This window comes from Ruegeria sp. N4 (genome assembly GCF_056531425.1).
In genome coordinates, this window is the sequence record NZ_JBQFLT010000001.1 from 950,178 (window position 1) to 970,452 (window position 20,275).

A 20,275-nucleotide genomic window follows, 5' to 3' on the forward strand; every position below is an offset into this window, starting at 1 on the left:
GGCGGCATGACTTTTCTCGTCGAACTTCTGATTGCAGCCTTCCTGATCATGTCTGGCATCTTCGGCTTTGTGGGCTCTTTCGGGATGATCAAACTGAAGGACCCGATGTCGCGTCTGCACGCACCCACCAAAGCGACCACGCTGGGGGTTGGCGGCGTGCTGCTGGCCTCGATCGCGCATTCTGTCTTGTTGGAAGGCAAACTTTCCCTGCACGAGTTGCTAATCACCCTGTTTCTGTTCCTGACCGCCCCGATCACGGCCCTGTTCATTGCCAAATGGCACATACATCGCCATGAAAAGCCCGAGGATCTGCCGGACGCGGGTGAGGATGAGCTTTGGGCCACCCACGCGGTCGAGCAGGTCGAAGACGTCCCTGACCACAGTACGAACTGATCCTGATGAATAGACCTCCGCTGCCCCTGACCCGTGATCTGGTTCTGATTGGCGGAGGCCACACCCACGCGCTGTTGCTGCGCAAATGGGGGATGAACCCGCTGCCCGGTGCACGGGTGACAGTAATCAACCCTGGCCCGACCGCGCCTTATTCCGGGATACTGCCCGGCTATGTCGCGGGGCACTATGCCCGGTGGGAACTGGATATCGACCTTGTAAAACTGGCCCGATTTGCCGGTGCGCGGGTCATTCTGGGGGCGGTCGATGGCATCGATACCACACAGCGCTGCGTTCATGTACCGGGGCGTCCGCCGGTGGCGTTCGACGTGGCCTCGGTCAACGTCGGGATTACCTCGGACATGCCCGCCCTGCCCGGCTTTGCCGAACACGCGGTGCCTGCCAAACCCTTGGGCCCTTTCGCCGCCCGTTGGGCTGCGTATCTGGATGGCAGCGGCCCCGCATCGGTTGCCGTGATCGGCGGAGGGGTTGCGGGTGTCGAGCTGGCCATGGCCATGGCCCATGCCTTGAAATCCCGCAAGCGCGCGGCGCAGGTGACGCTGATCGACAATGCCTCGGCCCTGACAGCGACCGGACCCAAAGCCGCCGCGACGATCCGCCGGGCAATGGCCGGGCTTGGCGTCGAGGTGCTGGAACAGACCGCGATCAAGGAAATCGCCGCCGATCATGTGGCGTTGCAGGATGGTCGCCAGATCGAGGCCCAGTTCGTAACCGGAGCCGCAGGGGCCCGCCCCTATGACTGGATCACCCGCACCGGGCTGGACCTGCAGGACGGGTTCATACGGGTGAACGGCCACCTTCAATCCAGCCATCCGGCCGTTTTCGCCGCTGGGGACTGTGCCCATCTGACGGAAAACCCACGCCCCAAGGCGGGCGTTTATGCGGTGCGTGAAGCCCCGGTTCTGTTTCACAACCTGCGGGCGGCGCTGGGGGCCGGGACGATGCGGCGCTATATGCCGCAAAAGGATTACCTGAAACTGATCTCTCTGGGCGGCAAATCCGCATTGGGCGAGCGGCTGGGCACCTCGTTCAGCGGCGCATTGATGTGGCGGTGGAAGAACCACATCGATCAGAGTTTTATGAATAAGTTCCGCGATCTTCCCGCGATGCAAGCCCCGGAACTGCCGCGCGATCATGCGGCAGGAGTAACGGAGGCACTGGGCGACAAACCCATGTGCGGCGGCTGCGGGGCCAAGGTTGGGCGCGGTGCATTGCAACAGGCGCTGGCGGCTTTGCCTGATCCAACCCGGACCGACGTGACGCCCCTGCCCGGAGACGACGCTGCGCTTTTGACGACGGGTGGGGTGCGGCAGGTCATGACCTCAGACCATTTGCGCAGCATGACCAATGACCCGGTGCTGATGACGTGTATCGCGGCGGTGCATGCTTTGGGGGATATTTGGGCCATGGGGGCCGAACCGCAGGCTGCGACGGCGACACTGATCCTGCCCCGCATGTCCGCAGCATTACAGGAACGCACCCTGAGCGAGATCATGACCACCGCCAACGAGGTCATGCGAAAGGCCGGGGCCGAGATTGTCGGCGGTCACTCTTCGATGGGCGATGAGATGACGATTGGGTTTACGCTGACGGGTTTGTGCCGGGATACGCCGATCACTCTGGCCGGTGGCCGACCGGGGGATGTGCTGATCCTGACCAAGCCTATTGGCAGCGGCGTCATGATGGCTGCGGAAATGGCGCAGCGCGCCGATGGTGCCAGCGTGGCAAAAGCCTACGAGATCATGACGCAACCGCAGGGCGCTGCGTCGCATATTCTGGCCGACGCTCATGCTATGACCGACGTCACCGGATTCGGTTTGGCGGGTCACCTGAAGGGCATGTGCGACGCCTCGGGCTGTGGCGCGGTTCTGGATCTGGAGGCTGTTCCTGCAATGCCCGGGGCCTTGGACCTGAGCGACAGCGGTATGCATTCCACCTTGTTCGCGGATAACAGATCAATCGCGCCCGAACTTCCCTCGGACGGCAAGGCGGCGCTGTTGTTCGACCCTCAAACCGCAGGTGGGTTGCTGGCAGCCATCGCGCCTGACGATGCCGACGCGGTGTTGGAAGACCTGCAAAACGCCGGTTATCCGGCGGTGCGCATCGGTTACTTGACCGAAGCATCGGGCCTGCGGCTTCAAAGCTGATCCAGAGCCCGTTCGATCCGGGCGGCTGCCGCATTCAAGCCCGGCTCATCTAAGCGCGCGACCTCGATCTGCGCCAGTGTGTCGGTCGCAAAAGACCGTCGGGACTTGGTGTAGGCGGGATCGTAATGCTGCTCCATCAGGGCGCGGGTCAAGGCCGGTTTGTCCCCGGCATTGATCAGGTGCAACCACCCATCAACAACCTCGTGCCCACGATGGAGGCGCAGCGGTGACAGCCGGTCGCGCAGACGTTCGGTGTCCGACAGGATGTCGTCATATGCGCGGGCGAGATAGGCAGCGCGAGCCTCAATCGGGGCGCTGACGTGAATGCGCGGCGCGTTGCACATCGCGGTCCAGACGCTGGGCGGCAATATGCGCTCTCCGATTTTGGACGACTCCGCCTCGACCACAACCGGGCGTGCCGGGTCCAAAGCGCAGAAAGCGGCAGAGAGAGCGGATTCAAAAGCCTTCTGGCTGGGCTGCCCGCCCGGCCTTTCCCCCAGCAAAGACCCGCGATGATTGGCCAGACCTTCCAGATCGACGACCTGAACACCTCGCTGGTTCAGACAATGCAACAGGTCGGTTTTGGCGGTCCCGGTATATCCATCCAACGCCACCAGCCGAAACGGCAGCGGTTGGTCATACAGATAGGCATTCACCAAACGGCGATAGGTGCGATACCCGCCCTCTACCACTTCGGCCCGCCACCCGATCTGCTGCAATGTCCATGTGAATGAGCCCGAGCGCTGACCGCCGCGCCAGCAATAGACCAGTGGACGCCAGTTGCCCTCATGATGGCTGAGCCTGTGTTCGATGTGATTGGCCGCGTTCCGAAACACCAACGCGGCCCCAAGCTTGCGGGCCAGAAACGGGCTTTGCTGTTTGTAGATCGTTCCCACCCGCGCGCGTTCTTCATTGTCCAAAACAGGCAGGTTGATCGCACCGGGCAGGTGATCTTCGGCAAACTCTGCCGGGCTGCGCACGTCGATCACGGTGTCGAACCCATGCGTATAAAGCTGTGTGAGATCAGAGAATTTCAAAGCCATGGCAACGATCTAGCTGTCCGCGCGACCTATGGAAAGCCTGTCAGCGCTCATTCTTCGATTGCCTCGATCAATTCGGGGCCGGACGCGCGGTTGGAATTGACGGCCGGGTCGACCCGGTGAAACTCCAACACATCCTCGGCTCCGGGCGTCATCAGCCGCGCGGCACCTTTGCCTGCCTCACCCAACCACAAGGACCAATCGTCTGGTTCAAGGATCAAGGGCATCCGGTGGTGAATGGCCGACAGGTTTTGGTTTGCCTGCGTGGTGACGATGGCGCAGGTGGATTGCCGGGCGTCATCAGGGCCCCAATCCTGCCAGACCCCTGCAAACGCGATGGGAGCCCCATCTTTGCGATGAATATACCAGGGCAGACGGGTGCCCTGTTCCGTCTTGGTCCATTCGTAGAAACCGGTGGCTACGATCAGGCACCGTCGCGCGCGGCAGGCATCGCGAAAAGCGGGTTTTTCAGCCAGTGTTTCAGCGCGGGCGTTGATCAACAAGGGCCCTGCGGTTTCGGTCTTGTACCAACGGGGCAGAAATCCCCACCGCAGCGCGTCCAACTGCCGACCGCCCTCACCCAACCGCACGGCGTGGACCTGATTTGTCGGGCAAATGTTGTAGTTGGTGACGGCAGGCAAGGCATTGGCAGGCCTGGCGGCAAAAAGCTGCGCCATGGCATCATTGGGAAGAGTTATTGCAAACCGTCCGCACATGGGTAATGAACCCTCGAAAGTGTTTCATTCAGGCACAAGGTCTCATGGGGTGACATGAAAAATCAAACGGCGAAATCCCTGAAAGACAAGGCAATCGAGCTTTTGGAGGCAGGAAAACTGCCACAGGCGTTGAAAAAGGCCGAGCTGGGGATCAAGAAATTCCCGAAGGACTGCGATTTTCGCGCCATCGCCGGGTTCGTCCTGACCGAGATGAAGCAATACAAACGCTCGATCCCGCATTTCGTCGAAGCCTCGCGTATGAAGCCGGAAGACCCGCAATTTGTCGAGAACCTTGCAAATGCGTTGATGCAGACCGGCCAGATCGAGCGCGCGCTGACCTATGCGGAACAAAAATCCGAGAAGTTTCCGAACAACAAGGAACTTGCGCGGGTCATCGAAGAGATTTCGCTGAAGGGCAGCAACTGGCGGTCGATCATCGACTACGCGACGCAGAAACTGGCCAATGATCCCGATAATGCTGATCTGCTGATCAAAAGGGCGCGTGCTTTCGCAAGGATCGGCTTTGTGGAGGAAAATACGCGCGATGTCTCACGCGCATTCGAGTTGGACGCCGAGAATCCGGCAGTCGCCTTTGCCAAAGCAGTTACCTTGCACCAAAGCGGCGACAAAGAGGGCTCTGGCACGCTTTTTCGCGCGATTGTGGACAAGGACCCGAACCACAAGAACGCGTTGCTGCAATTGTCGACCATTGCCGACAAGGGTAATGCCTCTGCCCTTTTGAACAAGGTTGAAGCGGCGATAGATGCCAGTGATCACGACTTGCAAGAGCTTCAATTCGCAAAGGCCCACCTGACCTCGAAGATTGACGGGCTGGGTGCGGCGATGCCGCATTTCGCGCAAGCCAACGCGACACAGCACGGAACCAATCCCTACCATTTTGCGGCGGAAGATAAGAAGTTTAACACGATTACGAACCTGTTTCCGGTTGGCGAGCCATCAGTCAGTTCTGATCTGGTCGAGGCCCCCGCCCCGATTTTCGTGATCGGGCAGCCCCGCTCTGGCACAACGTTGATGGAAATGATGCTCAGCGCCGCGCCCGGTATCGCGGGTTGTGGCGAACTGACTTTGGCGGCGGATCTGTCTGTCGAGTTCCAATCGGGCGAACGCGCTTTCGACGCGGATGCAGCACGCGAGTTCGCACAGCAGTTTCGTGAGCTAATGCCGCCGATCCCCGAGGATTCGACAGCCTTTGTCGACAAAATGCCCCATAACTTCCAGCGCGTCGGCTTCGTCCTTGCGGCGTTCCCGAACGCGAAAGTTATCAATATGTTGCGCGATCCTCGGGATGTTGGCCTGTCAAAATGGATTCGGCGTTTCCCGGCCGGCGGTATGAACTATGCCTCGAACCTGGAGTCGATTGCGCATACGGCCAACCTGTACCGTCGGTACATGGCGCATTGGGATGCCGCGTTTGCCGGCCGCATCCTGACCGTGCCTTATGAAAAACTGGTTGCCGACCCGGAAACCTACAGCAGGGACATCGCCGCGTTCTGCGAGATTGAATGGCACCCCGCGATGGTGCGCCCCGAGGACAACACGAAACAAGTGCGAACAGCCAGTATCGATCAGGTCCGCAACAAGATTTCCACCAAGTCGATCGGTGGCTGGCGCGCCGTCGCCGAGCATATTCAGCCCATGCTGGACGGGTTCGATCCCGATCTATGGCCTGAGTACGATTTCAGTTGATCCAAACGAAAAAAGCCGCATCGAAATGATGCGGCTTTCTTTGATATTCCAGCGTCTTACTTCTGCTTGATACGCCCATCGACATATGGCGTGTAAGGCGCGTTTGCGGCCAGATATTCTGCTGTCACATCCGCCAGATCAGGACCAAAATCATAAGCGTTCTTGTCGTCGCCTTCGAACATGCTGTATCCGTCTCCGCCATTGCGCACGTAGTTGTTGGTCACAACCAGATAGGTCGCCGCTGGATCGATCGGCACAAAGCCGTCACCTTCGGCAACCATCACCTCGGTGATACGGCCTTCGTTCGGCGCAACCGAGGGATCCCAGGTGAAGGTCATACCGGCAACCTGCGGGAAGCGGCCTTTGACTTCTTCCACCTGGCTGACACCGTTTTCCAGTGCGTCAATGACGCCCTGACCGCTGATCTCAAAGGTCGACAGCGTGTTCTGGAACGGCAGAACCGTCAGGACCTCGCCCATGGTCACTTCGCCTTCGTCAATCGAGGCGCGCAGACCGCCCGAGTTTGCAATGGCAATCCGGGCCCCCTGATCTGCAACCCGCGCCAGCATCGCATCGGCGACAAGGTTGCCCATCTCGCATTCCTGCACCCGGCAAATATCGCGCGATCCTTCGACGGCGGCACCGGTTTCAGCGACCACGCGCTGCTTCATCTCTTCAATCGGTGCGCCCATTTCGGCGACGCGCGCTGCGACGTCCGGGTCTGGCGTGACCGAGGCGTCCAGCAGGATCGGCTCACCTTCTGCGGAAATCATATTGCCGTCATCGTCGAATTTCAGAACCACTTCGCCCAGATATTTCGAATAGGCATAGGCCTGCACCACCGGCACATCGCCCACCATCGTCGGATAGGCGCCCGCAGCACCTTCGTCCGTGTTCGACAACAGCGTGTGCGAATGGCCGCCAACGACCAGATCCAATCCCGGAACCTGTTCGGCAATCTCCAGATCTTTGGCAAGGCCCACATGGTTCAGCGCGATGATGATGTTCACGCCGTCTTCCTGCAGCGCCGCGACATCCGCTTTCAGGCTTTCGATTTCGTCCTGAAACACCACGTCCTTGCCGGGGCTTGAGGTATCGACCGTATCCGTTGCCAGCGCCGAGATGATGCCGATCTTCTGGCCGCCAACCTCAAGAACCACGTGGTTTTGCACCTTGTCCTTCAGCTCGGCCGAATTCGACAGATCCAGATTGCCCGAGATCACCGGGAAGCTGACCGCGTCGATGAAGGCGGCAAGACCTTCGGGGCCATCGTCGAACTCGTGGTTGCCAACGGCCATGACGTCATAGCCGATACCTTCCATGAACTCGGCCTCGGCCGCGCCCTTGTAGGTGGTGTAGAACAGCGAGCCCTGGAACGGGTCACCTGCATCCAGAAGCAGCACGTTTTCATCCGCCAGCTCGGCCCGCTTGGCGTCCACGGCTGTTTTCAGCCGGGCCACGCCGCCGAAACACTTGCCCTCGGCCTCGTCTTCGGCGTCGCAGGTGGAATCGTATTTGTTGATCGACTCGATACGGCTGTGAATGTCGTTTGTGTGCAAAATCGTCAGCTTATAGTCAGCCGCCGCAACACCTGCGGTCAGGGCCAACACGGCGGCCGATGTCAGAATACGGGTCAACATTTGAATACTCCCTATCTTTGATTGCGCAGATCGTGCGCTGTGGACGGGAAAGAGTCAAAGGGGCAAATCCGACTTGATTCCCCCCGCAGCGCGAGGCATCACCCAAGACATGCTGATCTACAAAATTTTCCGGGCCGATGAATGGGCCGAGTTGCAGGCCAATGGGGCATCGGACGGGGCTCCGATCGATTTGTCCGACGGGTTCGTGCATTTTTCCACCGCTGAACAGGCGGCTGAAACCGCAGCCAAGCATTTCGCCGGTATCGACGGGCTGACCCTGTTGGCCTGCGACGCGGATGCCATGGGCGATGACCTGAAATGGGAGGTGTCGCGCGGCGGTGCCCTGTTCCCACATCTCTATCGCCAGATCCGTATGAGCGATGTCGTCTGGTCGCGCCCACTGCCCTTTGACGGCCAAACCCACCACTTCCCGAAGGAGATGGCATGACCGCCTATATCGATCCCGAACGCGAGCAGTTTGAAACCTTCAAGACGCTGGATCGCGATCACCCCATCGAGATGTTGAATCTGGTCAAGTTTCGCGCCAAGGCCGCCTATCCGGCGGGTCACGAACTGGCCGGGGCCGACCTGACCGGGGCGGATGCCTATGGCAAATACGGGCTTGAGACGGCCCCCATCATTGCCCGGTTGGGTGCTGCAATCCTGTGGCGCGGCGTGTTTCAGGCAACCTTGATCGGACCGACGGATGAAGCGTGGGATGCAGTGTTCATCGCCCGTTATCCCAGCGCTCATGTGTTTTTGGAAATGGTCACCGACCCCGACTATCAGAAAGCCGTTGTGCATCGTCAGGCGGCGGTCGAAACCTCGCGCCTGATCCGCTGCGGTTCGACCGAAGGCGGGGCGTCCTTCGGATGAAACTGACCGAAAAACTCGGGCTGGCCGCCCTGCACCGGATGGCCCCGGAAACTGCCCACGGGCTGTCGATCAAGGCGCTGAAGGCTGGGCTGGCCCCTGCGCCGGGGCCGATCACCTCGGCCCGGCTGAGCACCGAAGTTGCGGGGCTGCGCCTGCCCAACCCGGTGGGTCTGGCCGCTGGATTTGACAAGAACGGAGAGGTCCTGACCCCTCTGTCCCGCGCAGGCTTTGGGTTTATCGAGGTCGGGGCCGTGACCCCGCGCCCACAGCCCGGCAATCCCAAGCCGCGCCTGTTCCGCCTGACCGAGGACAAGGCCGCCATCAACCGTTTTGGTTTCAACAATGACGGAATGGAGGTCATGGCCGAACGGTTGGCGAACCGTCCCAAGGATGCTGTGATCGGCCTGAACCTTGGCGCAAACAAAGACAGCGACGACCGGCCCGGAGATTTCGCCAAAGTGCTGGCCCATTGCGCCGAGCATCTGGATTTTGCCACCGTCAACGTGTCGTCCCCCAACACCGAAAAGCTGCGCGATCTTCAGGGCAAAGCCGCGCTTGGCGCACTGCTGAGCGGCGTCATCGAGACGCGCAATGCCCTGCCCCGCCCTCTGCCCATCTTCCTGAAAATCGCGCCAGACCTGACCGAGACCGAATTGCAGGACATCGCAGAGGTCGCCGCCGAGGCCGGCGTGGATGCTGTGATCGCAACCAACACCACCCTGTCCCGAGACGGTCTGCGCAGTGCGCACAAGGACGAAAAAGGCGGCCTGTCGGGTGCGCCCTTGTTCGAGAAATCGACGCGCGTTCTGGCCCGGTTGAGTCACCTCACCGGCGGCAACGTCCCTCTGATCGGCGTTGGTGGCGTCAGCACGGCGGAACAAGCCTATGCCAAGATTTGCGCCGGGGCGTCTGCGGTGCAGTTCTATACTGCAATGGTCTATGGCGGTCTGTCGCTGGCAGCGGAGATCGCGCAGGGGCTGGATGCCCTGCTGGCGCGTGACGGGTTCGACTCGGTCGCGCAGGCCGTGGGTAGCAAACGAGAGGATTGGCTGTGATCGAATATTGGCACAACCCGCGCTGTTCAAAATCCCGCACGGGTCTGGCGCTACTGGAAGAGCGTGGTGCGGAGGTTCAGGTTCGGAAATATCTTGAAGATGCACCCTCGGTCGAGGAGTTGCGCGCGGCTCAGGCCCTTCTGGGCGTATCCGCTGTTCAGATGATGCGCACGGGCGAGAAGCGGTTCAAGGAATTGGATCTGTCCAAAGATGCGCCGGACGTGGAACTGATCAAGGCCATGGTCGAGAACCCGATCCTGATCGAACGTCCTCTGGCCATCGCGGGCGATAAAGCTGCCATCGGGCGCCCTCCGGAAAACCTGCTGGACCTGCTTTAAGCGACCTGAGCCTCAAGCCGGGGATAGCGCCAGCCCATTGTCACGCCGCGCGCAAGGTTCAGGACCATAAGCGCGGCCCACAGCCCGTGGTTGCCGAAGCTGGGCACCAGCAGGAACAGGGCTACGACATAGATCGCCACCGATTGCAGCATCGCATTGCGCATCTCACGGGTCCAGGTGGCGCCAATATAGATGCCGTCAAACATCCAGCTTGCCACGCCAATGACCGGGGCAATTGCTGCCCAGAACAAAAACGCGCGCCCGGCCTCGCGCACCTCGGGCGAGGTGGACATCAGATCGATCAGCGCAGGTCCGGCGAAATAGAAAACCGCGCCCAGCAAAACGGCCCCGCCGACACCCCATTGCGACGACACGACAGAGGCGCGCCGGACCTGAAATCGGTCCCGTGCGCCGACCGCGCCACCGACCAGCGCCTCGGCAGAAAACGCGAACCCGTCCAGCGCAAAGGCGGTGATTTCCAGAAATTGCAGCAACACCTGATTGGCGGCCAGATTGACATCGCCCAGATCGGCCCCAACAAACAGGAACGTTGTGAATGACCCGGTCAACAGGACCGAGCGGATCATGATATCGCTGTTCACCTGAAGCATCCGCCGCAGACGGGCCGCATCGAAGATACGGGCCCAATCGCGCCAGATCCGGTTACGGAACCCGCCGCGGCACAACCACAGCCCCAGCGCCAGCCCCGTCCACTCGGCGATCAGGGTTGCGATCGCAACGCCTTCAACGCCCCAGCCGAGGCCCAGAACGAACCACAGGTCCAGAGCGATATTCAGCCCGTTCATCCAGATTTGCAGCAGGAACACGCCCCGCGTCCGCTCGACCGCGATCAGCCATCCGGTTACCGCATAAAGCGCGATGGTGGCTGGCGCCCCCCAGATCCGAATTTCAAGATAGGCGCGGGACAGCGCCTCGACTTCGGGGCTGGCCGGAGACAGCAGAAACGCGCCGGTGAAAATCGCAACCTGCGCAACGATAAAGACCAGCCCGGCGGCCGCACCCAGCATCAGCCCCCGGATCAGCAGGGCGCGCATCTCGGCTGTATCTCCTGCCCCGCGCGCCTGCGCGGCAAGGCCGGTGGTGCCCATGCGCAGAAAGCCGAATATCCAGTAGACCGCAGACAGGATCACAGCACCGATCCCCACGGCCCCAATCGGCGCGGCCTGACCCATCTGCCCGACAACGCCCGTGTCCACCGCACCCAGAATCGGCACCGTCACGTTGGACAGCACAATCGGAACCGCGATCCTCAGCACCCGCCCGTGCGTTATGGGTGCCGGGGCATCGTGCATTCCTTAGCTCTTGTCAGAGCGGCTTTGGGGGATCAGGAAATGCCCTGTGCCCTGCGCGAACAACTTGTCGTGATTGTCCTGCCAGGCCTCGACCCGAACCGAGGCATAACGCCGACCGGATCGGTTGATAAAGGCGCGGGCATAGGCGTCGCGCGGCAGGCCTGAGCGCAGGAAATCCACCGTGAAATCGATCGTCTTGGGAAAGCGTGTCTCTTCCGATTTCAGAATATCCGCAACATCCAGCTCACCGCTTTCGATCCGGGGGAACAGACGTTCCCAGCTTAGGGTAATAAGGGCTGTGACTTCAAGAAACGCCGCCGTCACGCCACCGTGCAGGGCGGGCAATAGCGGGTTTCCGATCAACTTTTCGTCAAAATTCAGAACGCCGGTCAGCTCATCGCCACGCCGGTCGAAGCTGATATTGAGAAAGCGGATATACGGAACACCTTCGACCAAAGCGGTCAGCGCGGCATCCCGGCGCTGTTTGACAACCTGCATGGGTTCGGGACGTGCACGCGCCATTTACTTGACCTCCACGGTGAAGGCACCCGATGCGGTGGCGACCGGATTGTCCTGATCTTCATCGGTTGCCGTGGCCCGCACAAAGGCCACGTTCCGCGTGATATGATAGCATTTGGCGCGTGTCGTGATGGTCTGGCCCGGCTTTGCGGCGCGCATGTAATCTATCCTCAGATCGATGGTTGCGGTGCTTGTCGGCTTCACCGGATTGCTCATCACCGCTGCGCCGCAGCACGTGTCCAGCATTGTCGATACGGCACCACCATGAATGACACCGGTCCGGGGATCGCCAACCAGCGCCTCGTTGTAAGGCATGGTGATTTCCGCTTCACCATTGTTAATATACGTCAGCTCTAACCCAAGTGCCTGTGCGTGAGGAATGGCCTGGATGAACTGGCGCGCAAATTTTGAGATATCCGCCATACATTTGGCTCCTGTCGTCAAGTTGCCCCTTTATGAGCCGCGGACGATGCAAAGGGCAAGCCCGCCTGTTGCGCTCGTCCTCATGACACCCTACGGTGCTGCCAAGGAGACCAGGAATGTCCGACAACCGTTTGTCATTCAAAGAGATGTGCGCTGAGTACGATGTGACTCCGCGTACCCTGCGTTACTACGAGTATATCGAGTTGTTGCAGCCCGATCGGGAAGGCCGGTCGCGGTTTTACGGCCCCCGCGAATGCGCGCGCATGACGCTGATCATGCGCGGGCGCAAATTCGGTTTTCCGCTGGAAGAGATTCGTCAGTGGCTGCTGATCTATGAAGATCAGGGCAACGAGGCGCAAATGGCTGCCTTTGTCGAAATGGCCGACCGCCAGATGGACGAACTGAACCAGCAACGCCAGCAACTGGACGAGGCGATGGGCGAGCTCAAGCGCCTGCGCGACCAGACAGCAAAATCTCTGAACTGACAGGCTCAATGCCTGCCGGGTGCCGCAAGCGCCCATAAATCTGCCAGTCGTTTTGGCGGCGTCCGCCCCGATTTCCGGTTGACGCGGGGGAAATAAAATTGCCCCTGAGTCTGTTTACGCGTTCGGAAGTTACGTCAACTTGGAAATGACGCAGCGTTTGGATTACGTAAACGTCACTCTCATGTTGTAAAGCGACCAGCAACTGCGCAAGTCATGTCCAGTGACGCCAGTGACGAGAGTATGACGAATGACCGAAGATCTGATGACCATCCGTGAGATGTGCGAGACCTATGATGTCACGCCCCGTACCTTGCGGTTCTACGAGGCGAAGGAACTGCTGTTTCCGATCCGCGAGGGTCAGAAACGCCTGTTCACCAAACGCGACCGCGCGCGGCTGAAGCTGATTCTGCGCGGCAAGCGGTTCGGGTTCAGCCTGGAGGAAATTCGCCAGCTTCTGGATCTGTACCATGTGGGCGATCAGCAACTGACCCAGATGACCCGCACCTATGAGATCGCGTGCGACCGTCTGGCAGACATGGAATCGCGCCGCGAAGAACTGACGCAGGCAATCGACGATCTGAAAGAACAGTTGCGTTGGGGCGAAAAAGTCATCGCCTCGATGAAACAGGAAAAAAAGGCAGCCGAGTAACTTCGGCCTGCCGGCTGGAAATATGAATTAAGGGAGCTTTCCATGCCCGTGTATAACGCGCCTACCAAAGACACGCAGTTCATCCTGCATGACGTTCTGAAAGTCTCGCAGTCGGATATTCCCGGCTATGATGAACTGGAAGCCGAATTTACCGGCGCAGTTCTGGAAGAAGCAGGCAAAGTTGCCGCGAATGTGCTGCATCCGCTGAACACCGTGGGCGACACGGAAGGGTGTCGGCTGGAAAACGGCATCGTCTACACGCCGACCGGGTTCAAGGACGCTTTCGAGCAGGTGAAAGAAGGTGGCTGGACTGGCCTCGACATGCCGGAAGAATATGGCGGCCAGAACATGCCCTATGTCATCGGTACTGCTGTGGGCGAGATGTTCTCGGCCGCGAACCAGGCCTTCACCATGTATCAGGGCCTGACCCACGGCGCGGCCTCGGCCATTCTGGCGCACGGTTCGGACGAGCAAAAGAACAAATACCTGCCCAACATGGTCAGCTGCGAATGGACCGGCACCATGAACCTGACCGAACCGCATTGCGGCACCGATCTGGGCCTGATGCGCACCAAGGCGGAACCGCAGGAAGACGGCAGCTATAAGGTCTCGGGCCAGAAGATCTTTATCTCGGCCGGCGATCACGACATGTCCAACAACATCATCCATCTGGTTCTGGCCAAGATCCCCGGTGGCCCCGAAGGCATCAAAGGCGTGTCGCTGTTCATCGTGCCCAAATTCATCGTGAACGAAGACGGCACCCCGGGCGAGCGCAACGGTGTTTCGGTCGGCAAGATCGAAGAGAAAATGGGCATCCACGGCAACTCGACCTGTGTGATGAACTATGACGAGGCGACCGGCTGGCTGCTGGGCGACCAACACAAAGGCATGCGCGCCATGTTCACCATGATGAACGAAGCGCGTCTGGGTGTGGGCATGCAGGGTCTGGCGCAGGCCGAGGCCGCCTATCAGAACGCCGTCGAATACGCCAAGGACCGCCTTCAGGGCCGCGACGTGACCGGCGTGAAAAACCCGGACGGCCCCGCCGATCCGCTGATCGTGCACCCCGACATCCGCCGCAACCTGATGGATCAGAAAAGCTTTACCGAAGGCGCGCGCGCGTTCATCCTGTGGGGCGCGACGATGATCGACAAGGCGCATCGCTCGGGTGACAAGGACGCGGACGGTCTGATTTCGCTGCTGACACCGGTGATCAAGGGCTTCCTGACCGATCAGGGTTACGACATGACGGTTCAGGCGCAGCAGGTCTATGGCGGCCACGGCTACATCGAGGAATGGGGCATGTCGCAATACACCCGCGACGCCCGTATCGCCCAGATCTACGAAGGCGCCAACGGCGTTCAGGCGCTGGATCTGGTGGGCCGCAAACTGGCACAGGATGGCGGCAAGCACGTGATGGCCTTCTTCGAAATGGTCAAGGGTTTCTGCAAGGAAAACGGTGGCCAGGACGAAGCTTATGACAAGGCGTTCATCGAACCGCTGAAGGCGGCGTCGAAGGATCTGCAGGCCGCTGGCATGTACTTCATGCAGCAGGGCATGAAGAACCCCAACAACGCGCTGTCGGGGTCCTATGACTTCATGCATATGTTCGGCCATGTCTGCCTGGGCCTGATGTGGGCACAGATGGCCAAGGCCGCGCAGGGTGCCTTGGACGGTGGTGCGTCGGACAAAGAGTTCTACGAGACCAAGATCAACACCGGCCGCTTCTACATGGCCCGCCGCCTGCCCGCCACGGCGCTGCATCTGGCCCGTATCCAGACCGGCGCAGACACTGTGATGGCTCTGGACGCGGCGAGCTTCTGATCTCAGTCTGGGTCCGGGCGCTCATGCCCGGACCCAGCTATTGAGAGGATACAAGATGCCAAAACGTTTTCGCCTGACCCGCCGTTTTCCGGTCGCCATGACTGAAGACGGGTATCGCAAGCTCAAGGGTTTTGCCCGTGAGGCCGGTCTGGATGAAGGTGAGGCGCTATCCTTTCTGTTCGAGAACTTCAACAGCGTGATTGACGAGGAGAATCTGACCCACCGGCTGCGCATCTTCAACTCTGAGCTGGAAGCGCGAAAACGGTGAGGGCACGCACCAACCAACTGCCTGCTACGGCCTTACGGCCGGACGCCTCCGGCGGGAGTATTTCTGAAAAGATGAAGACGTGATGCGCCCCTGCCACCGGGCGCACTCGCCATCAGGACAGGGACGACTTCACCTTTTGCGGTCATCGGCTCTCCAGCCTGTACCGCAAGCCGAGTGAAACAGATCCGGTTTGATAAATGGTAAACGTCCTCACTTCATCTTTTTACAAATACTCAATTCCAACCTGACCACATGCGCCTTGGGAGGGGCAATCGCATGACGATCAAACTGCACTGCTTCGGAGAAAGCGGAAACAGCTACAAGGCGGCGCTGGCGTTGGAGATGGCCGGGCTGCAGTGGGAGCCGGTCTTTGTCGATTTCTTCAATGGTGAGACCCGCACGCCAGAGTTCCGCAAGGACGCCAACGAGATGGGCGAAGCCCCGTTTCTGGTCGATGGCGATTTCCGCACCAGCCAGTCCGGCGCCATTCAGGCTTATGTGACTGAAAAATCAGGCAAGTTCGGCGGCAAGGACCGGGACGAGAACTATGAGATTTTCCGCTGGGTGCTGTGGGACAACCACAAGCTCAGCTCGATGGCCGGGTTGACGCGGTTCCTGATCAATTTCCTGCCGGAAAAACACCGCAACCCGGATGTGATTGCGTTTAATCAGGGGCGGCTGAAAGCGGCTTATGACGTCCTCAACGTCCATTTGGAAGGCCGTGACTGGATTGTCGGCGATGGTGTCACCAACGCCGACCTCAGTTGCTGCGGCTATCTGTATTATCCCGAACCATTCGGCTTTGACCGTGCCGACTGGCCCAATATCGACGCCTGGCTGACCCGTCTCAGCGAACAGCCCGGCTGGAAACACCCCTATGACCTGATGCCCGGCAAACCGTCGGATCGAGCTTAAGGAGAAGTCTCATGACCGAAGCTTACATATATGATGCCCTGCGCACCCCGCGCGGCAAGGGCCGCAAGGATGGCAGCCTGCACGAGGTGACCTCGGTGCGCCTGTCCGCCCTGACCCTGAACGCGATGAAAGAGCGTAACAATCTGGAAGGCCACGCTGTCGAGGACGTGATCTGGGGCAACGTCACGCAGGTGATGGAGCAAGGCGGCTGTCTGGCGCGCTCGGCTGTTCTGGCCTCGGATCTGGATGAATCGATCCCCGGTCTGGCCATCAACCGTTTCTGCGCCTCGGGCATGGAAGCGGTGAACCTGGCGGCGAACCAGGTCAAAGGCGGCGCAGGCGAGGCCTATATCGCCGGCGGTGTCGAGATGATGGGCCGCGTGGCCATGGGCAGCGACGGTGCGGCGATTGCCGTGGACCCCTCGCTGGCGATGGGCACCTATTTCGTGCCGCAGGGCATTTCGGCCGACATCATTGCCACCGAATATGGTTTTACTCGCGATGACGCGGACGCGCTGGCGGTTGAATCGCAGCGCCGTGCCGCAGAGGCCTGGGCGGACAACCGGTTCGAGAAATCGGTCATCACCGTCAAGGATCAGAACGGGCTGACCATTCTGGACCGCGACGAGTACATGCGCCCCGGCACCGACATGCAAAGCCTTGGTTCGCTGAACCCGTCCTTCCAGATGATGGGCGAGCAGATGCCGGGCTTTGACAAGGTAGCGATGCTGAAATACCCGCATCTGGAAAAGATCAACCACGTCCACCACGCGGGCAACAGCTCGGGCATCGTGGATGGGGCCGCTGCTGTGCTGATCGGCAACAAGGAGTTTGGCGAGAAATACGGCCTGAAACCGCGCGCGCGTATCAAGGCGACCGCCAAGATCGGCACCGATCCGACCATCATGCTGACCGGCCCGGTTCCGGTGACCGAGAAGATTCTGGCCGACAATGGCATGAAGATCAGCGATCTGGACCTGTTCGAAGTGAACGAAGCCTTTGCCTCGGTCGTGCTGCGGTTCCAGCAGGCGTTTGACGTCGATCCGGCGCTGGTCAACCCCAATGGCGGCTCGATCGCGATGGGCCACCCGCTGGGCGCGACCGGCGCGATGATCATCGGCACGCTGCTGGACGAGCTTGAGCGTCAGGACAAGGAAATGGGTCTGGCAACGCTTTGCATCGCGTCCGGCATGGGTGCGGCAACCATCATCGAGCGGGTCTGATGCCCAAGCTGGATCTCTCTCAGATCCCGTTCAGGGGCGGCTCGGGCTATCCCGGCAAGCTGGCAAAGGCAGGCGATGGCCGCTTTGTCCAGCCTGTGGGGGATGCAGGCGGGCTGACCCAGTACGGGGTCAACATCGTGCGGCTGGAACCGCAGGGGCTGTCCTCGCTGCGCCATTATCACATGGAACAGGACGAGTTCGCCATTGTCCTCAGCGGCACCTGTACCCTGATCGACGATGATGGTGAGCATGAGATGCAGCCCGGTGATTGCGCCGCTTTTCCCGCAGGTGAGGCCAACGGCCACCACCTTGTGAACAAAACCGATGCGCCCGCGACCTTTCTGGTGGTGGGCACACGGACCCCGACCGAGACCGGCTATTACAGCGACCTAGACATGATGGTGAAGTTCGATGCCGACGGCTTTCGCTTTACCCGCAAAGACGGCAGCCCGCTGACGGCTGACCAGATTGGAGATGACAATGACTGAATTCACTCTGACAAAAGACTCTGATGGCGTGGGCGTCATCACCTGGGATGTGCCCGGGAAAACCATGAACGTGATGTCCTTCGACGGGCTGGCGCAACTGAGCAGCTGCATCGATGATGCGCTGGCAGACGACGCGGTCAAGGGCATCGTCATTACCTCGGGCAAGGAAGGGTCGTTTGCCGGTGGCATGGATCTGAACCTGCTGGCGGTGATGAAGGAACAGGCGGGCGACGATCCGGCCAAGGGTCTGTTCGAGGGCACGATGCAGATGCACGCCCTGCTGCGCAAGATCGAGCTTGCGGGCATGGACCCCAAGACCAAGAAGGGCGGCAAGCCGATTGCCACCGTTCTGCCCGGCACCGCCGCGGGTATCGGTATGGAACTGCCGCTGTCCACGCACCGCATCTTTGCCGCCGAAAACCCCAAGGCAAAGTTCGGCCTGCCCGAGATTATGGTCGGCATTTTCCCCGGCGCGGGCGGCACCACGCGGATGGTGCGCAAGGTTGGCGCGATTGCGGCGGCTCCGCTGTTGCTGGAAGGCAAGATGCTGGACGTCAAGAAAGCCAAGGGCGCAGGCTATATCGATGAGATCGCCGAAGACCCGATGGCTGCGGCCAAGGAATGGGTGCTGAATGCCAAGGACGGCGACATAGTCAAGCCTTGGGATGCCAAGGGCTACAAGATGCCCGGCGGCGCGCCCTACCATCCTGCGGGCTTCATGAACTTCGTCGGAGCCTCGGCGATGGTGCATGGCAAGACCCAAGGCGCCTTCCCGGCTGCCAAGGCGCTGCTGAGCGCGGTTTACGAAGGTGCTCTGGTCGATTTCGACACCGCGCTGAAGATCGAGGCGCGCTGGTTTACATCCGTGCTGATGAACCCGTCCTCGGGTGCGATGATCCGCTCGCTGTTCCTGAACAAGGAAGCGCTGGAAAAAGGCGCTGTGCGTCCCGCTGGTGTTCCCGATCAGTCGGTCAAGAAGATCGGCGTTCTGGGCGCGGGCATGATGGGTGCGGGCATCGCGCTGGTGTCGGCGCAGGCCGGTATGGAAGTGGTTCTGGTCGACCGTGATCAGGCAGCCGCCGACAAGGGCAAGGCCTATACCGAGACCTACCTGGACAAGGGCATGAAGCGCGGCAAGGTCACGGCTGAAAAGAAAGAGGCCATGCTGGGCCGCATCACTGCGACCCCGGATCTTGAGCATCTGAAAGGCTGTGACCTGATCATCGAAGCTGTCTTCGAAGACATGGGCGTCAAGGCCGAGATGACCAAGAAGGTCGAGGCGATCATCCCCGAGGATTGCATCTTTGCCTCGAACACCTCGACCCTGCCGATCACCGATCTGGCCAAAGCCTCGGCGCGTCCCGATCAGTTCATCGGCATCCACTTCTTCTCGCCCGTCGAGAAGATGTTCCTGGTCGAGATCATCAAGGGCAAGGAAACCGGGGATCGCGCGGTCGCCAAGGCGCTGGACTATGTGCGCCAGATCAGGAAGACGCCCATCGTGGTCAACGATGCGCGCTTCTTCTACTGCAACCGCTGCATCATCCCCTACATCAACGAAGGTGCGCGCATGATCACCGAGGGCGTCAGCCCCGTGCTGATCGACAACGCCGCGCGTCAGTTGGGTTTCCCTGTGGGTCCGGTTCAGCTGACCGATGAGACCTCGATCGATCTGGGGGCCAAGATTGCCCGTGCCACCAAGGCGGCGATGGGCGATGCTTATCCCGAAAGCCCCTCGGACGATCTGATCTTCTGGATGGAAGAACAGGGCCGTCTGGGTCGCAAATCGAACGCGGGCTTCTTTGACTATGACGAAAAGGGCAAGCGCGTCGGGTACTGGAATGGCCTGCAGGACAAGTATCCGCTGGCCGAGGATCAGCCCGACCTGATCGAAGTGCAGGAACGTCTGATGTTCGCGCAGGTTCTGGAAGCGGTGCGCGCGTTGGAAGAGGGTGTACTGGAAGACATACGCGAAGGCGATGTGGGCGCCATTCTGGCCTGGGGCTTTGCGCCGTGGTCGGGTGGTCCGCTCAGCTGGCTGGACATCATCGGCGCGCCTTACGCCGCCGAGCGTTGCGACCAACTGGCCGCAGCCTATGGCGAGCGTTTTGCCTGCCCGCCGCTGCTGCGTGAGATGGCCGAGAAGGGTCAGACCTTCTATGGCCGGTTCGACCCCGAAGCCAAAGCCGCTTGATCAAGTGATGCAGGCGCGTGAAACCACGCGCCTGCATCGTTCTT

Annotated in this window: 21 protein-coding genes; 15 read left to right on the forward strand and 6 right to left on the reverse strand. The window is 60.4% G+C overall.

From position 1 onward, the window contains the following. The first annotated feature begins 6 nt into the window (after window positions 1-6). On the forward strand, window positions 7-393 hold the full coding sequence (locus ACR0LW_RS04750) for a Na+/H+ antiporter subunit G (RefSeq protein ID WP_170524815.1): 387 nt from the start codon (window positions 7-9) through the stop codon (window positions 391-393). Between the two features lie 5 nt (window positions 394-398). Then, entirely contained in the window at window positions 399-2,558 is a 2,160-nt protein-coding gene (gene selD / locus ACR0LW_RS04755) for a selenide, water dikinase SelD (protein WP_480881722.1), read from the forward strand. Here the strand turns inward: selD and mnmH are convergent. Both mnmH and ACR0LW_RS04765 read right to left on the reverse strand, forming a co-directional pair. After that, window positions 2,549-3,601, reverse strand: a complete 1,053-nt coding sequence (gene mnmH / locus ACR0LW_RS04760; RefSeq protein ID WP_480580495.1) for a tRNA 2-selenouridine(34) synthase MnmH — start codon at window positions 3,599-3,601, stop codon at window positions 2,549-2,551. The two genes, selD and mnmH, sit on opposite strands and share 10 nt — an antisense overlap. A gap of 47 nt (window positions 3,602-3,648) precedes the next feature. Beyond that, window positions 3,649-4,314 (reverse strand): SOS response-associated peptidase, encoded by a 666-nt coding sequence (locus tag ACR0LW_RS04765; RefSeq protein WP_480881723.1) that lies wholly within the window; start codon window positions 4,312-4,314, stop codon window positions 3,649-3,651. A gap of 54 nt (window positions 4,315-4,368) precedes the next feature. On the opposite strand from ACR0LW_RS04765, the gene ACR0LW_RS04770 reads away from it, so the two are divergent. Beyond that, window positions 4,369-6,021, forward strand: a complete 1,653-nt coding sequence (locus ACR0LW_RS04770; protein WP_480881724.1) for a tetratricopeptide repeat-containing sulfotransferase family protein — start codon at window positions 4,369-4,371, stop codon at window positions 6,019-6,021. 56 nt (window positions 6,022-6,077) lie between these two features. On the opposite strand, the gene ACR0LW_RS04775 is transcribed toward ACR0LW_RS04770, so the two are convergent. Further along, entirely contained in the window at window positions 6,078-7,661 is a 1,584-nt protein-coding gene (locus tag ACR0LW_RS04775) for a bifunctional metallophosphatase/5'-nucleotidase (RefSeq protein WP_480881725.1), read from the reverse strand. 109 nt (window positions 7,662-7,770) lie between these two features. Between ACR0LW_RS04775 and ACR0LW_RS04780 the strand changes: the two genes are divergently transcribed. From ACR0LW_RS04780 to arsC, 4 genes are read left to right on the forward strand one after another with little or no spacing between them, the layout of a single operon-like run. Beyond that, window positions 7,771-8,109, forward strand: a complete 339-nt coding sequence (locus ACR0LW_RS04780) for a DUF952 domain-containing protein (RefSeq protein WP_480881726.1) — start codon at window positions 7,771-7,773, stop codon at window positions 8,107-8,109. Next, window positions 8,106-8,537 (forward strand): DUF1330 domain-containing protein, encoded by a 432-nt coding sequence (locus ACR0LW_RS04785; RefSeq protein WP_480881727.1) that lies wholly within the window; start codon window positions 8,106-8,108, stop codon window positions 8,535-8,537. Before ACR0LW_RS04780 ends, ACR0LW_RS04785 begins: the two co-directional genes overlap by 4 nt. Beyond that, window positions 8,534-9,592: a quinone-dependent dihydroorotate dehydrogenase gene (locus ACR0LW_RS04790; RefSeq protein ID WP_480881728.1), complete on the forward strand. Its 1,059-nt coding sequence runs from the start codon at window positions 8,534-8,536 to the stop codon at window positions 9,590-9,592. Before ACR0LW_RS04785 ends, ACR0LW_RS04790 begins: the two co-directional genes overlap by 4 nt. Continuing rightward, window positions 9,589-9,930 carry an arsenate reductase (glutaredoxin) gene (arsC, locus tag ACR0LW_RS04795; RefSeq protein WP_480881729.1) on the forward strand — a complete coding sequence of 114 codons (342 nt, stop codon included), beginning with the start codon at window positions 9,589-9,591 and terminating at the stop codon, window positions 9,928-9,930. The genes ACR0LW_RS04790 and arsC overlap by 4 nt, the downstream gene beginning before the upstream one ends. On the opposite strand, the gene ACR0LW_RS04800 is transcribed toward arsC, so the two are convergent. Genes ACR0LW_RS04800 through ACR0LW_RS04810 form a run of 3 tightly spaced genes read right to left on the reverse strand, consistent with a single transcriptional unit; the run spans window position 9,927 to window position 12,185 of the window. Continuing rightward, window positions 9,927-11,243 (reverse strand): MATE family efflux transporter, encoded by a 1,317-nt coding sequence (locus tag ACR0LW_RS04800; protein WP_480881730.1) that lies wholly within the window; start codon window positions 11,241-11,243, stop codon window positions 9,927-9,929. The genes arsC and ACR0LW_RS04800 overlap by 4 nt on opposite strands. 3 nt (window positions 11,244-11,246) lie before the next feature. After that, window positions 11,247-11,765 (reverse strand): PaaI family thioesterase, encoded by a 519-nt coding sequence (locus tag ACR0LW_RS04805; protein WP_170449359.1) that lies wholly within the window; start codon window positions 11,763-11,765, stop codon window positions 11,247-11,249. Continuing rightward, window positions 11,766-12,185, reverse strand: a complete 420-nt coding sequence (locus ACR0LW_RS04810; RefSeq protein ID WP_170524846.1) for a PaaI family thioesterase — start codon at window positions 12,183-12,185, stop codon at window positions 11,766-11,768. A gap of 116 nt (window positions 12,186-12,301) precedes the next feature. On the opposite strand from ACR0LW_RS04810, the gene ACR0LW_RS04815 reads away from it, so the two are divergent. From ACR0LW_RS04815 to ACR0LW_RS04850, 8 genes are all read left to right on the forward strand, one after another. Beyond that, window positions 12,302-12,670: a MerR family transcriptional regulator gene (locus ACR0LW_RS04815; protein WP_170449355.1), complete on the forward strand. Its 369-nt coding sequence runs from the start codon at window positions 12,302-12,304 to the stop codon at window positions 12,668-12,670. Window positions 12,671-12,917: 247 nt separating this feature from the next. Then, window positions 12,918-13,319, forward strand: a complete 402-nt coding sequence (locus ACR0LW_RS04820; RefSeq protein ID WP_170449353.1) for a MerR family transcriptional regulator — start codon at window positions 12,918-12,920, stop codon at window positions 13,317-13,319. 42 nt (window positions 13,320-13,361) lie between these two features. Next, on the forward strand, window positions 13,362-15,143 hold the full coding sequence (locus ACR0LW_RS04825; protein WP_480580480.1) for an acyl-CoA dehydrogenase C-terminal domain-containing protein: 1,782 nt from the start codon (window positions 13,362-13,364) through the stop codon (window positions 15,141-15,143). 55 nt (window positions 15,144-15,198) lie between these two features. Beyond that, window positions 15,199-15,411, forward strand: coding sequence for a hypothetical protein (locus tag ACR0LW_RS04830; RefSeq protein WP_005981899.1), 213 nt, complete (start codon window positions 15,199-15,201; stop codon window positions 15,409-15,411). A gap of 276 nt (window positions 15,412-15,687) precedes the next feature. Then, entirely contained in the window at window positions 15,688-16,326 is a 639-nt protein-coding gene (locus ACR0LW_RS04835; RefSeq protein ID WP_480881731.1) for a glutathione S-transferase family protein, read from the forward strand. An 11-nt stretch (window positions 16,327-16,337) separates the two neighbouring features. Further along, a complete protein-coding gene (locus ACR0LW_RS04840) occupies window positions 16,338-17,549 on the forward strand; it encodes an acetyl-CoA C-acetyltransferase (RefSeq protein ID WP_170449347.1) in 1,212 nt (403 codons plus the stop codon). Continuing rightward, entirely contained in the window at window positions 17,549-18,037 is a 489-nt protein-coding gene (locus ACR0LW_RS04845; RefSeq protein WP_170449345.1) for a cupin domain-containing protein, read from the forward strand. Before ACR0LW_RS04840 ends, ACR0LW_RS04845 begins: the two co-directional genes overlap by 1 nt. Next, entirely contained in the window at window positions 18,030-20,231 is a 2,202-nt protein-coding gene (locus ACR0LW_RS04850) for a 3-hydroxyacyl-CoA dehydrogenase NAD-binding domain-containing protein (RefSeq protein WP_480881732.1), read from the forward strand. Before ACR0LW_RS04845 ends, ACR0LW_RS04850 begins: the two co-directional genes overlap by 8 nt. The last annotated feature ends 44 nt before the right edge of the window (window positions 20,232-20,275 follow it).